Source organism: Burkholderia sp. IO2 (assembly GCF_029522185.1).
In the GTDB taxonomy this organism is placed as follows: domain Bacteria; phylum Pseudomonadota; class Gammaproteobacteria; order Burkholderiales; family Burkholderiaceae; genus Burkholderia; species Burkholderia cenocepacia.
On the sequence record NZ_JAKWFH010000069.1, the window covers coordinates 20282 to 32842 of the forward strand.

Here is a 12561-nt window from a genome sequence, read left to right on the forward strand (position 1 = left end):
CGGCCCGTCCGGCTCAGAACTTCAGCATCAGCTTGATCAGCGCGGCGAAGCGCTTGCCGTACGGCGGCGCGAGCAGGTTGCGCGCGTTCAGGCGCGCCTGCGTGAGCACCGGCTTCATCTTCGAGAACGTCACGAAGCCATCGTAGCCGTGGTACGCACCCATGCCGCTCGCCCCGACCCCGCCGAACGGCAAACTGCCGCATGCGATGTGCATCAGCGTTTCGTTGATCGAGACGCCGCCCGAGATCGTTTCGCGCATCACGCGGTCGATCGTGCCGCCATCCTCGTCGAACAGGTACAGCGCGAGCGGACGCGGGCGCGCATTGACGTACGCGATCGCTTCGTCGAGCCGCTCGTACGGCACGAGCGGCAGCAGCGGCCCGAAGATTTCCTCCTGCATCAGTTGCGACGTGGCGGGCACCTGCGTGAGCGCGCACGGCACGAAGCGGCGCGATGCGGGATCGGACTGCGCATCGGACAGCGGATGCAACTGCGCGCCGGCCGCCTGCGCGCCGCTCGCGAGTTGCTGCAGGCGGGCGTAGTGGCGCGGCGACACGATCGTCGTGTAGTCGCCGTTGGCCGACAGGTCCGGATACAGCTTCGCGAAGCGGGTCCGCGCGCGTTCGATGAACGCGCCTTCCATCCCGCGCGGCAGCAGCACGTAGTCGGGCGCGATGCAGGTCTGGCCGGCGTTCAGCGTCTTGCCGGCGACGATCGCATCGACGGCCGCGTCGAAGCGCGCATTCGGGCCGACGATCGCCGGCGACTTGCCGCCGAGCTCGAGCGTGACGGGCGTGAGGTTGTCCGCGGCCGCGCGCATCACGTGGCGGCCGACCTGCGTCGAGCCGGTGAACAACAGGTGATCGAACGGCAGCGCGCTGAACGCGGCGCCGATCTCCGCGTCGCCATTCACGACCGCGACGTGGTCGCGCGTGAAGGTCTTGCCGATGAGCTGCTCGAACAGCGCCGACGTGCGCGGCGTCAGTTCGGACATCTTGATGATCGCGCGGTTGCCGGCGGCGAGCGCGCAGATCAGCGGGCCGGCCGCGAGCAGCACGGGATAGTTCCACGGCACGACGATGCCGACCACGCCGAGCGGCTGCGGAATCACCTTCGCGCGCGCCGGGCGCAGCCACTTGTTCATCGGCTTGCGGATCGGCTTCATCCAGCGCTTGCCGTGCTTCAGCGCGTCGTCGATCTCTTCCTTCGCCATCCAGATTTCCGACAGCAGCACTTCCTGCTTCGCGCGATGGCCGAAATCGGCGCTGATCGCGTCGGCGAGCGCATCCGCGTGATCGATCAGCATCGTGCGCAGCGCGCGCAGGTGCTGCGCACGCGTGTCCCATGCCGGGTACGGTGCGCGCAGGTACGCCGCGCGCTGGTCGTGCAGCAGCGACGTCAGCGCATCGACCGACGGCAGTGCTTGCGGGGCCAGTTCGGGCAGGTCGTTCTTCATGTCGTCTCCTCCAGTTGGGCCTGGCTGATCGGCCGGCCGTCACGCCGCACGCGCACGCTCGGCGAGCGCGGCGACGCGGATCGGGTGATGCGGGTCGCGCGGCACGGGGCCGGATGCGACGGGTGTTCGAAAGCCGGTTGCGGTATGCGGCAAGCGTCGTATCCGCGCGACGGTGTCCCCGTCCGAAAAGTGCGTCGCACGGCAGGCGCGCACGATCCGATACGGTGACGAGCGGGCGCGCGATGCCGTTGCGCGCACGCCTGCCGGTGCACCGCAGCAGGGCCGCGCGACGGGTACGCGACGACCCGTCGCCGCTCATCGTGCAGCGACGTCGACACACCGTCCAAACGGTCGGCGATGGCGCGTGCCGTTCGATTTCCACCGACTGCGCGCATGACGCCGTACGTCGTCGCACAGGCCGCCGTTTGAAATGAAATGCGGGCCGCGCGCGTGACCTCCGGATCATCCGGTCGACACGCGGCCTGCAGGATCTGGCGCTGCATCGTCGTTCCTCCCGTTTCGCGACGAGTCGGCTTCTCGTGGCCGGTGCATCGCGCGAAGCGATTCGATACATCTTAAATTTAGTTCACGCGGGCGTTTAGAGGAATCGCTCTTGAATCCGCGCGCCGCGCACGGGACGGCCATTCCTACAATGCCCGAACACAAGAGGGGACGCGGTCGCGCGGCGGTGCCGGCGCGCCTTCCATGACACGACGGAGACGTGACATGCAATACGACTACATCATCGTCGGCGGCGGTTCGGGCGGCTCGAGCCTGGCCGGCCGTCTCGCCGATGCCTGCCCCGATGCGACGATCGCACTGATCGAGGCCGGCTCGCATACGGAGCGCAACCTGCTGGTCAACATGCCGGTCGGCATCGCGGCGCTGGTGCCGTTCAAGCTCGGCACGAACTACGGCTACGAGACGGTGCCGCAGCCGGGCCTCGGCGGGCGGCGCGGTTACCAGCCGCGCGGGCGCGGGATGGGCGGCTCGAGCGCGATCAACGCGATGATCTATACGCGCGGCCACCCGGGCGATTACGACGAGTGGGCGCAGCTCGGCGCGACGGGCTGGGGCTGGCAGGACGTGCTGCCGTATTTCCGCCGCGCGGAAGGCAACGAACGCGGCGCCGACGCGTGGCACGGCGCGGACGGCCCGTTGACCGTTTCCGATCTGCGCTTTCGCAATCCGTTCTCCGAACGATTCATCCAGGCCGCGCATGCCGCCGGCTATCCGCTGAACGACGACTTCAACGGCGCGACGCAGGAAGGCGTCGGCTTCTATCAGGTCACGCATCGCGACGGTTCGCGCTGCAGCGTGGCGCGCGCGTATATCTACGGCCGCAACCGGCCGAACCTGCACGTGCTCACGGATGCGACGGTGCTGCGCGTCGGCTTCGACGGCAAGCGCGCGGTCGGCGTCGTGGTGTCGCGCAACGGGCGGGTCGAGACGCTCGGCGCACGCGCGGAAGTGATCCTGTCGGCCGGCGCGTTCAATTCGCCGCAACTGCTGATGTGTTCGGGAATCGGCCCGGCGGAGCAACTGCGCCGCCACGGGATCGCGGTCGTGCAGGATGCGCCGGACGTCGGCACGAACCTGATCGACCACATCGATTTCATCATCAACACGCGCGTGAATTCGTCGGAGCTGGTCGGCGTGTGCGTGCGCGGCATCGCGAAGATGACGCCGGCGCTCGCGCGCTATTTCTCGAGCCGCACCGGGATGATGACGAGCAACGTCGCGGAGGCCGGCGGTTTCATCAAGAGCGATCCGTCGCTCGCGCGTCCCGACCTGCAACTGCATTTCTGCACGGCGCTCGTCGACGACCACAACCGCAAGATGCACTGGGGCTTCGGCTATTCGCTGCACGTGTGCGCGCTGCGGCCGTTCAGCCGCGGCACGGTCGCGCTCGCGAGCGGCGATGCGCGCGACGCGCCGCTGATCGATCCGCGCTTCTTCAGCGATTCACGCGATCTCGACCTGCTGGTGCGCGGCGCGCAGGCGATGCGCCGCATCCTGTCGCAGGCGCCGCTCGCGTCGCAGGGCGGGCGCGAGCTGTACACGCGGCCGGACCAGAGCGAAGCGGAGCTGCGCGCGACGATCGTCGCGCATGCGGACACGATCTATCACCCGGTCGGCACCTGCCGGATGGGCTCCGATGCGCGCGCGGTCGTCGATCCGCAACTGCGCGTGCGCGGCGTCGACGGGTTGCGCGTGGTGGATGCGTCGGTGATGCCGACGCTGGTGGGCGGGAACACGAATGCGCCGTCGGTGATGATCGGCGAACGCGCGGCGGACTTCATCGTCGCGGCGCGCCGCGGCGGTGTGCCGCGCGGCGAGGCGGCTACCGCGGTGCACGGCCGCTAGGCGCGGCGCGCGCACGGCACGGCAGCGGCCATGCTCAGGCAAACGTATCGACGAGGCCGGCGCGGCTCGCGCGCGCGGCGACCGGTGCGGATTGCGCGGCGTCGACAGGTGCATCGACGGCTGACGGTCCGCCGTTCCCGCGTCGCGACGACTGGCCGCCGGCGAAAGTCTGCTGCGGGTTGGGCTGCTGTTGCTGCGACGCGAGGCCGCCGTCGCTGACGGTCGCGCTGCCGAGCCCGAGTCCGCCTGCTTCCATCGCTTCGCGCAGCTTCGGCAGCGCGGCTTCGACCGCGTCGCGCACCTGCGCGTGCTGCGACACGAACAGCGCGTGCGCATGGTTGTCCGCAACGCGCAGCACGACCTGCAGCGGCCCGAGATCGGGCGGGTTGAGCGTCAGCTCGGCGCTCTGCTGGTGCGCGTTCGACAGGAACACCACTTTCTGGCTTAGTGCATCCGTCCAGTCGGCCGTGCCGACGTGCGGCGCGAGCGCGTGTGCGTTGGCGGCGGCGATCGCGCCGGCGGCCGGCGACAGTTGCAGGTTTGCCTGCGCGGCGGCGGCAGCCGTGGCGCCCGCCGCGAGCGTCGCGCTGGCGGCCGGGTCCGTCGCGTTGCTGGCTGCCGTGAGCGCGTGCTGGGCGCTGGACTGCGCGTTCGCGTCGGCCTGCAGCGTTTGCGGCGTGACCTGGGTCGGCGCGGGCTGGGTGGCGAGCGCGCCTTTCGCGTCGGCGAGCGTGCGGTCGAACGTCGGCACTTTCGGTGTCAGCGGGGCGGCGGCGTTCGACGCGGTCGCTGCCGGCGTCGTAGTCGTGGCGGCGGCGCTCGTGCCGGTCGCCGGCATCGTGATCGCGCCCGCGCCACCCGTCAGCTTGGCGAGCGCCGCTTGCAGCGCGTCGCGGCTCGATGCCGGGTCGGTTGGCTGCGCGGTCGCGTCCTTGGCCGCATGATCGGCGAGCGTCGCCGTGGCGTCCGGCTGGCCGGACACGGCCGTCTTTTGCGTGGTGGCGGCCGCGGCGGCGGTCGCCGCGTCGGCCGGCGTCGCGGTGTCCGGGCGCGCCTGCAGTTGCGCCTGCACGGCGGCGGCGGCCGCGAGGGCGGCGGCATCGGGGTTCGCGGTGGCGGCGTTCGCGGGCGTGTCGTCGGTCGCCGTGTCGTCGTCGGTGCCGGACGGTTTCGCGCCGGCGGCCGGCTTCGACGAAGCCGGTCTGGTCGACGCGTCCGGCGTACCGGCGTTGGCCGTATCGCCGCGCGTGGCGACGCTTTGCTTGAGCGTCTGAGCGAACGGCACGGCGCTCGTGGCAGCGGCCGCATCGGCGCCGGCGGCGGACGCACCCGAGCCACGGGCGGCCTTGAGTGCGGCGCCGGCGGTGTCGAGCAGCGCGCCGAGCAGGGGCAGGGGAGGCATGACGGTTCTCTCGTTCGAAGGCGGTGGTCGGTTACGACGAGCGGGCCGCGTCGGCCCGCATGCGCAGGATCTTCGCGGCGTGTTCGTCGGCGTCGCGCTGTTCGCGCCGGGCGTCGCGCTGCGCTTCCTGCGCGACGCCGCGCGCCTGCAGGATTTCATACGAGCCGACGGTACGCTTCTTCTGCTGCCAGTTCGGGCGCGCCTCGTCGATGCGGACTTCGGCCGCGGCGAGCACGCTGCGCTGCTGCGCGATCGCGGCATCGAGCGTGTCGATGAACGCCTGGAAATTGCGCCAGTTGCCGGCCGGCATCCCGCTCTGCGCGGATTGCGCGAAGCGTGCGTGGTATTCGTCGCGATAGCGCAGCAGCGCGTCGAGCTGTTCGGCCGCCGCGGTGCGGTCGCGCTGCGCGGCGCCGAGCTGCTTCGCGGCCGAGTCGAGGTCTTCCTGCGCGCGGTCGAGCAGCAGCTGAAGGGGAAAGCCGTGGGCCATCGGGATCAGCCTCCGTAAGCGTCGAACAGCGCATCGAGCGCAGTGAGGCTCGATGCGAACGGCGCGCATTCGCGAAAGCCCTGCTGCAGGAACGCTTCGATGCGCGGGTAGAGCGCGATCGCGCGGTCGAGCTGTGCGTCGCGGCCGGGCGCGTAGGCGCCGACCGCGATCAGGTCGCGATTGCGCTGGTAGCGCGACAGCATCTGCTTGAACTGCCGCACGTGGTCGAGATGCGTTTCGTCGATCAGCGCGGTCATCGCGCGGCTGATCGACGCCTCGATGTCGATCGCGGGATAGTGGCCGGCCTCGGCGAGCGCACGCGACAGCACGATGTGGCCGTCGAGGATCGCGCGCGCCGAATCGGCGATCGGGTCCTGCTGGTCGTCGCCCTCGGTCAGCACCGTGTAGAACGCGGTGATCGAGCCGCCGCCTTCGGGGCCGTTGCCGGTGCGCTCGACGAGCGCGGGCAGCTTCGCGAACACCGACGGCGGATAGCCTTTCGTCGCGGGCGGCTCGCCGATCGCCAGCGCGATCTCGCGCTGCGCCATCGCATAGCGCGTCAGCGAATCCATCAGCAGCAGCACGTGCTTGCCCTGGTCGCGGAAATACTCGGCGAGCGACGTCGCGTACGCGGCGCCCTGCATCCGCAACAGCGGCGACACGTCGGCCGGCGCCGCGACGACGACCGAGCGCGCGAGCCCGTCCTCGCCGAGGATCTGTTCGATGAATTCCTTCACTTCGCGGCCGCGTTCGCCGATCAGGCCGATCACGATCACTTCCGCGCTCGTATAGCGCGCCATCGTGCCGAGCAGCACCGACTTGCCGACGCCGGAGCCGGCGAACAGGCCCATCCGCTGGCCGCGGCCGACGGTGAGCAGCGCGTTGATCGCGCGCACGCCGACGTCGAGCACGTGGTGGATCGGCTCGCGATCGAGCGGATTGATCGACGGCGCCGACAGCGGTGCATCGACTTTCGACGCGAGCGGGCCGAGGCCGTCGAGCGGGCGGCCCGACGCGTCGACGACGCGCCCGAGCATCTCCCAGCCGACCGGCAGCCGCTTCGCGCCCGCGAGCGGATCGGCGACGGGCGCGCTTTCGCGCGGCCACACGCGGGCGCCGGGCAGGACGCCGGCGACGTCGGTGGTCGGCATCAGGAACAGGCGGTCGCCGGCGAAGCCGACGACTTCGGCTTCCGCGTGCGGCAGCGTGCTGCCGGGCGGCAGTTCGATCGTGCATTCGGCGCCGACCGACAGGCGCAGCCCGATCGCCTCGAGCACGAGGCCGGCCGCGCGCGTGAGGCGTCCGCACGGCCGCAGCGGCAGCGCGCGGTGGCTGCGCGCGGCGAGCCCGTTCAGGTGCGTGCGCCAGTGCGCGAGATGCGGATTGTGCGGCGCGCGCGGGGCGGCGTCGGCAGCCTCGGATGCGGCGTGCGGCGTGGCGTCGTCCGCGGGATCGTGCGCGGCCGCCGGCCCGAACGACGCGAGCGCGAGCTCGCGTTCGAGCGGCGTCATGCCGTCGTGCGCGAACGCGTCGGGCGAGCGCGTCACCACGTGCTCACCTTGCCGATCGCGGCGGCGACGCGCTGCCAGCGCGTGGGCAGCGTCGCGTCGACCTCGCCGGTCGCGGCGTGCGCGCGGCAGCCGCCGCGCTCGATCGACGCGTCGGTGCGCACGGTCCAGCCGAGCGTGTCGAGATCGTCCTGCAGATACGCTTCGACGACGGGCAGGTCGGCCGGATTCACCGCGAGATGCGGCGCGCCGGACAGCGCGGGTTCGGCCGCGAGCACGTCGCGCACGGCGGCGACCAGCGCGGCCGGGTCGTGCTTCACGTGCTGGCGCACGACCTGCTGCGCGATGTCGAGCGCGAGCTGCGCGAGCTCGGATGCGAGATCGTGTTCGACGGCGGACACGGCTTCGCGGAACGACGCGGCGAGCGCCGCGAGCTGCGCGGCCTGTTCTCGGGCGTCGGCCTGGCCGGCCTCGAAACCCTGTTCGCGGCCCTGCTCGAAACCGGCCTGGTAGCCGAGCGCCTGGCCTTCGACGTGGCCGGCCGCATGGCCTTCGGCGTGCGCGGCGTCGCGCACGCGCTGCAGTTCCTCGGCGAGCGCGGCGGCAGCGGCCGCCGCGTGGTCGGGCGGCGGCGGGGGCGGCGGCGGGTCGAACGACGCCATCTCCCACCGCTGGTACGCGGTGAGGGTGCCCACGCGATCGCTCGCCGAATCAGACATACGCGTCTTCCGCCTTGCCGCCGATCGCGATCTGGCCGCTCTCGGCGAGGTTGCGCACGATCTGCAGGATGCGGCGCTGCTGCGTCTCGACTTCGGACACACGCACCGGGCCGCGCGCGTCGAGATCCTCGGCGAGCAGTTCGGCCGCGCGCTGCGACATGTTCGCGAGGAACTTCTGGCGCAACGCGGGCGGCGCGCCCTTCAGCGCGACGATCAGCGTTTCCGACTCGACTTCCTTGAGCACCATCTGGATCGCGCGGTCCTCGAGGTCGAGCAGGTTCTCGAACACGAACATCTGGTCGATGATCTTCTGCGCGAGATCGGCGTCGTACTGGCGCACGCTTTCGAGCACGCCTTCCTCGTGCACGCTCGTCATGAAGTTCAGGATCTCGGCCGCGGTGCGGATGCCGCCCATCGGGCTGCGCTTCAGGTTGTCGCTGCCGGACAGCAGGCCCGTCAGCACGTCGTCGAGTTCGCGCAGCGCGGCCGGCTGGATGCCGTCGAGCGTCGCGATCCGCAGCAGCACGTCGTTACGCAGCCGTTCGGTGAAGCACGACGCGATCTCCGAGGCCTGGTCGCGGTCGAGGTGCACGAGGATCGTCGCGATGATCTGCGGATGCTCGTTCTTGATCAGCTCGGCCACCGCGCCCGAATCCATCCACTTCAGGCCCTCGATGCCGCTCGTGTCGCTGCCCTGCAGGATGCGGTCGATCAGCACGCCGGCCTTGTCCTCGCCGAGCGCCTTCGTCAGCACCGAGCGGATGTACTCGCTCGAATCGAGCGACAGCGCGGTGTGCTGCTCGGCTTCCTTCACGAAGTCCTGCAGCACGTCCTCGACCTGCTCGCGCGTGACGTTCTTCAGCGCGGCCATCGCGGCGCCGATCTTCTGGACCTCGCGCGGCGCGAGGAACTTGAATACCTGCGCGGCCTCTTCCTCGCCGATCGACATCAGCAGCAGCGCGCTCTTGGTCAAGCCTTCAGCGTTCATCGGACACCCAGTTCTTCACGACGGTGGCGACGATCTTCGGATCCTGGCGGGCGATCGTGCGCGCGTAGTCGAGGTTGCGTTCGTAGCGGTTCTTCTCGTTTTCGAAGCCGAGCAGCAGCGGGTCCGGTTCCTCCGCCGCCTTGTCCGGCGCTGGCAGGCCGTCGAGCGCGACCGCGTCTTCCGGCGCCGCGAGCGCCGGCGCGGCCGGCTCGGGCGGCGGGAACGCGCGGCGCATCGCCGGGCGCACGAACATGAAGTACAGCGCCGCCGCGGCCGCCGCGATGCCGAGCCACTTCGCGGCTTCCTTCGCCATCGCGATCATGTCGGGCTGGCGCCACCACGGCAGGTCGGCGTACGGGTCGCTCACGGTCGAGAACGCGCTGTTCACGACGTTCACCGAGTCGCCGCGCTTCTCGTCGTAGCCCATCGCGTCCTTCACGAGCTGCTCGACCTGCGCGAGCTTCGCGGGCGGCAGCGGCTGCATCGTCACGTGGCCCTTCGCGTCGGCGACCGGCTGGTAGTTGACGACGACCGCGACCGACAGCCGCTTCACGCTGCCCATCGGCTGTTCGGTATGGCGGATCGTCTTGTCGAGCTCGTAGTTGGTCGTCTGGTCCTTGCGGTCGCTGACCGGCGTGGTCTGCGGCGCGTTCTGGCCGTTGCCGGCGACGATCGGCGCGGAGGCCGGCTGCGGCGGCGTGTTCGACAGCGCGCCCGGCACGCCCGACGCGCCGCCCTGCGCGAGCTCGGTCGCGCTGCTGGTCTGCTGGCTGCGGATCGCGGCTTGCTGCGGCGTGCCGTTCGGGCCGTAGCTTTCCGACGTCTGCTCGATCTTCGAGAAATCGAGATCGGCGCTGACCTGCGAGCGCGCGTTGCCGGCGCCGAAGATCGGCGCGAGGATCGCGTCGATGCGCTTCTGCGTGTTGTGCTCGACCTGCTGCACATACTTGAGCTGGCTCGCGTCGAGGCCGGAAGCGGACGCGGTCTGGGTCAGCAGGTTGCCGTCCTGGTCGACGATCGTCACGTTCTTGGCCGGCATGTCGGGCACGCCGGACGACACCATCCGCGTGATCGCCTGCACCTGGCCCTCGTCGAGCACGCGGCCCGGGTAGAGGTCGACGAACACCGACGCGCTCGGCGCTTCCTTGTCGCGCACGAACACCGACGGCTTCGGGATCGCGAGATGCACGCGCGCGCCGCGCACGGCGTTGATCGATTCGATGGTGCGCTGCAGCTCGCCTTCGAGCGCGCGCTGGTAGTTGATCTGCTCGGCGAACTGGCTGATGCCGAATTTCTGGTTGTCCATCAGCTCGAAGCCGACCGAGCCGCCCTTCGGCAGCCCCATCGCGGCGAGCTTCAGGCGCGTCTCGTGCACCTGGTTCGACGGCACGAGGATCGCGCCGCCGGCATCGGCGAACTTGTAGGGAACGTTTGCCTGCTGGAGCGCGGCGATGATCGCGCCGCCGTCGCGGTCCGACAGGTTGCTGTACAGCACGCGGTAGTCGGGCGCGCGGCTCCACAGCACGAGCGCGGTGATCGTGGCGATCGCGAACGCGACGGCGATCACGAACGGCAGCTTCGGGTTGCCCTTCATCCGCGAGATGCCGGGAATGCGTTCCGCGAAGCCGCCCAGCCCGAAGTCCGCGCCTGCGCCACCCGCGCCCGGCAACGCGGCGGCCGCGGCGGCGCCGGGCGCCGGGCTGAGGCCCGCGCGGGCGTCTGGGTTGATCAGCGAGTTGGCCTGCGAATCCATGCGTCGAGTTTCTCCGGAGCGGGACGACTGAGCTCGCTCGGACGAGCGGGCGGACAATGACACGATGCGATTATCGTGACCGGGGGCGCACTCCGATCGACCGAAAAGAGCGGGGTTTCCCCCGTACTTTCGCGGCTTTGACGCGCGCCGCGCTGCTATCCTTTTTCGCGATCCGGCATGGTGCGCGTGGTGCGGCGCCGGCGGGTCGCCCGGTGCGTCCGGGTCTCTTCTCTATGTCTGGGGACAGCATGACTGCGAACGTCAGCGGAATCGGTTCGGTGTTGCAACAGATGCAGTCGATGGCCGCGCAGGCGTCCGGCGGCGTCGCGAGCCCGACGGCGGCGCTGGCCGGCTCGGGCGCGGCGACGGCCGGCACGTTCGCGAGCGCGATGAAGGCATCGCTCGACAAGATCAGCGGCGACCAGCAGCACGCGCTCGGCGAGGCGAAGGCGTTCGAGGTCGGCGCGCCGAACATCTCGCTGAACGACGTGATGGTCGACATGCAGAAAGCCAATATCGGCTTCCAGTTCGGGCTCCAGGTCCGCAACAAGCTAGTGAGCGCTTACAACGACATCATGCAGATGTCGGTGTGAGGGGACGGCCATCCGGGGACGGCCATCCGGCGACGGGCATCCGGGGACATCCGCGGACGGTTCAGGGCCTGCCGAACGAGTCCGGCGAGCCGGCATCGCAGGCTCGGCGGCGGCCCCCCGCGCACCTAAAGCTTTTCAAATCCCTTCCGATAACTCCGGTGAAGGCCGCGCCGTGCAACGCACGGCGGCGGCTCCCGTATAGCAGGCAATAACAAGGAGAAGCGCATGTTTTCCCCAGGACACGCTGGAGCCAGTGCGTACGCGCGTGTCGGCGTCGAGACCGGGGTGATGGGCGCCTCCCCGCACCGGCTGATCGCGATGCTGTACCAGGGCGCGCGGCAGGCGATCGCGCTGGCGCGCATGCATCTGCAGCAGGACAACGTGGCCGGGCGCGGCGAGGCGATCGGCAAGGCGATCCGGATCGTCGAGAGCGGCCTGCAGGCGTCGCTGAACCGCGACGCGGGCGGCGAGATCGCCGACCGGCTCAATGCGCTGTACGCGTATATCGGCCGGCGCCTGCTGGAAGCGAACGCGCAGGCGAGCGACGCGATGCTGGTCGAGGTCGACGGCTTGCTCGCGACGCTCGAGGAAGCATGGACGGGCATCGCCCCGGAAGTCGCGCGGATGGCCGCGCAACAGGTAGCGGAAGCATCACGATGAATCACAAGGCCGAATACTTCGCGCGTTACGAGGCGCTCGCCGCCGTGTCGGGCCGGATGCTGTGCGCCGCGCGCGGCGCCGACTGGAGCGCGTTGCCGGGGTTGCAGGCCGAATTCATGCAGCTTGTCGACGGGTTGAAGGAGGCCGATCCGGGCGTCGCGCTCGACGAATCGGATCTCGACCGCAAGCTCGACCTGATCCGCCGCATCCTGGCCGACGACGCCGCGATCCGCGATCTCGCGAGCCCGGACGTCGCGCGGCTGTCCGCGCTGTTCGAGGCGCGGCGCTCGACCCAGGTATTGACCGATCTCTACCGCGCGCGCGGGTAGGGCCGGGTTCCGGGAGACGGGCGCGAAGCGTCCGGGCCCGGTGCCGCACGCGGCGCGCGCTGTTCCCGCAGCGGCACCGGCGTGCCGCACCCGGATTCGCAACGATGTGGCTGATATAAGCAGGCTCCGATCATGACCGGTATCGACTCCGTTGCGGCCGCGCTGCTGGCGAGCCGCCTCGACAGCCTGCTGACCGGCACCGTTTCGGCGCCCGCCGGCGGCGGCGCGACCGCGCAGGTCGGCACGCCGGGCGCCGGCGCATCGTCCGCGCCGCCGGCCGGCAGCCCGCCCGCCGC

General features: G+C 70.6%; 12 protein-coding genes and 1 pseudogene. 5 read left to right on the plus strand and 8 right to left on the minus strand.

What is annotated here, in order from left to right; all coding sequences use genetic code 11:
* Window positions 1–13 precede the first annotated feature (13 nt).
* Together MMB92_RS30805 and MMB92_RS30810 are read right to left on the minus strand one after the other, a co-directional pair.
* Entirely contained in the window at window positions 14–1456 is a 1443-nt protein-coding gene (locus MMB92_RS30805; RefSeq protein WP_058901898.1) for a coniferyl aldehyde dehydrogenase, read from the minus strand.
* Complete coding sequence (locus tag MMB92_RS30810; protein ID WP_154817278.1) at window positions 1453–1959, minus strand: hypothetical protein; 507 nt, start codon at window positions 1957–1959, stop codon at window positions 1453–1455. The genes MMB92_RS30805 and MMB92_RS30810 overlap by 4 nt, the downstream gene beginning before the upstream one ends.
* 223 nt (window positions 1960–2182) lie before the next feature.
* Here MMB92_RS30810 and MMB92_RS30815 point away from each other — a divergent pair, with 223 nt between their 5' ends.
* Complete coding sequence (locus tag MMB92_RS30815) at window positions 2183–3823, plus strand: GMC family oxidoreductase N-terminal domain-containing protein (RefSeq protein WP_006485445.1); 1641 nt, start codon at window positions 2183–2185, stop codon at window positions 3821–3823.
* Window positions 3824–3857: 34 nt separating this feature from the next.
* Here MMB92_RS30815 and MMB92_RS30820 read toward each other — a convergent pair whose 3' ends face one another.
* From MMB92_RS30820 to fliF, 6 genes are read right to left on the minus strand one after another with little or no spacing between them, the layout of a single operon-like run.
* Complete coding sequence (locus MMB92_RS30820; RefSeq protein WP_277563158.1) at window positions 3858–5225, minus strand: flagellar hook-length control protein FliK; 1368 nt, start codon at window positions 5223–5225, stop codon at window positions 3858–3860.
* Between the two features lie 31 nt (window positions 5226–5256).
* On the minus strand, window positions 5257–5715 hold the full coding sequence (gene fliJ / locus MMB92_RS30825) for a flagellar export protein FliJ (RefSeq protein WP_006489106.1): 459 nt from the start codon (window positions 5713–5715) through the stop codon (window positions 5257–5259).
* Window positions 5716–5720: 5 nt separating this feature from the next.
* Window positions 5721–7265, minus strand: coding sequence for a flagellar protein export ATPase FliI (gene fliI, locus MMB92_RS30830; protein ID WP_006495533.1), 1545 nt, complete (start codon window positions 7263–7265; stop codon window positions 5721–5723).
* On the minus strand, window positions 7259–7942 hold the full coding sequence (gene fliH, locus MMB92_RS30835) for a flagellar assembly protein FliH (RefSeq protein WP_058901896.1): 684 nt from the start codon (window positions 7940–7942) through the stop codon (window positions 7259–7261). The genes fliI and fliH overlap by 7 nt, the downstream gene beginning before the upstream one ends.
* Window positions 7935–8930 carry a flagellar motor switch protein FliG gene (gene fliG / locus MMB92_RS30840; protein ID WP_006484813.1) on the minus strand — a complete coding sequence of 332 codons (996 nt, stop codon included), beginning with the start codon at window positions 8928–8930 and terminating at the stop codon, window positions 7935–7937. Before fliG ends, fliH begins: the two co-directional genes overlap by 8 nt.
* On the minus strand, window positions 8920–10683 hold the full coding sequence (gene fliF, locus MMB92_RS30845; RefSeq protein WP_060267878.1) for a flagellar basal-body MS-ring/collar protein FliF: 1764 nt from the start codon (window positions 10681–10683) through the stop codon (window positions 8920–8922). Before fliF ends, fliG begins: the two co-directional genes overlap by 11 nt.
* Before the next feature lie 248 nt (window positions 10684–10931).
* Here fliF and fliE point away from each other — a divergent pair, with 248 nt between their 5' ends.
* The 4 genes and pseudogenes from fliE to MMB92_RS30865 form a co-directional block, all read left to right on the plus strand.
* On the plus strand, window positions 10932–11276 hold the full coding sequence (gene fliE, locus MMB92_RS30850; RefSeq protein WP_006486991.1) for a flagellar hook-basal body complex protein FliE: 345 nt from the start codon (window positions 10932–10934) through the stop codon (window positions 11274–11276).
* Window positions 11277–11501: 225 nt separating this feature from the next.
* A complete protein-coding gene (gene fliS, locus MMB92_RS30855; RefSeq protein WP_006486995.1) occupies window positions 11502–11936 on the plus strand; it encodes a flagellar export chaperone FliS in 435 nt (144 codons plus the stop codon).
* Window positions 11933–12265, plus strand: a complete 333-nt coding sequence (locus tag MMB92_RS30860; RefSeq protein WP_277563159.1) for a flagellar protein FliT — start codon at window positions 11933–11935, stop codon at window positions 12263–12265. Before fliS ends, MMB92_RS30860 begins: the two co-directional genes overlap by 4 nt.
* Before the next feature lie 132 nt (window positions 12266–12397).
* Window positions 12398–12561, plus strand: a pseudogene (locus tag MMB92_RS30865) (flagellar hook-length control protein FliK); the annotation flags it as partial.

What these genes read in the sequence shown, in the direction of transcription:
- fliJ (WP_006489106.1), bottom strand. Translation starts at nt 5,715, where the DNA reads ATGGCCCACGGCTTTCCCCTTCAGCTGCTGCTCGACCGCGCGCAGGAA.
- fliH (WP_058901896.1), bottom strand. Translation starts at nt 7,942, where the DNA reads ATGTCTGATTCGGCGAGCGATCGCGTGGGCACCCTCACCGCGTACCAG.
- MMB92_RS30805 (WP_058901898.1), bottom strand. Translation starts at nt 1,456, where the DNA reads ATGAAGAACGACCTGCCCGAACTGGCCCCGCAAGCACTGCCGTCGGTC.
- fliS (WP_006486995.1), top strand. Translation starts at nt 11,502, where the DNA reads ATGTTTTCCCCAGGACACGCTGGAGCCAGTGCGTACGCGCGTGTCGGC.
- MMB92_RS30820 (WP_277563158.1), bottom strand. Translation starts at nt 5,225, where the DNA reads ATGCCTCCCCTGCCCCTGCTCGGCGCGCTGCTCGACACCGCCGGCGCC.
- MMB92_RS30810 (WP_154817278.1), bottom strand. Translation starts at nt 1,959, where the DNA reads ATGCAGCGCCAGATCCTGCAGGCCGCGTGTCGACCGGATGATCCGGAG.
- fliF (WP_060267878.1), bottom strand. Translation starts at nt 10,683, where the DNA reads ATGGATTCGCAGGCCAACTCGCTGATCAACCCAGACGCCCGCGCGGGC.
- MMB92_RS30815 (WP_006485445.1), top strand. Translation starts at nt 2,183, where the DNA reads ATGCAATACGACTACATCATCGTCGGCGGCGGTTCGGGCGGCTCGAGC.
- fliG (WP_006484813.1), bottom strand. Translation starts at nt 8,930, where the DNA reads ATGAACGCTGAAGGCTTGACCAAGAGCGCGCTGCTGCTGATGTCGATC.
- MMB92_RS30860 (WP_277563159.1), top strand. Translation starts at nt 11,933, where the DNA reads ATGAATCACAAGGCCGAATACTTCGCGCGTTACGAGGCGCTCGCCGCC.
- fliE (WP_006486991.1), top strand. Translation starts at nt 10,932, where the DNA reads ATGACTGCGAACGTCAGCGGAATCGGTTCGGTGTTGCAACAGATGCAG.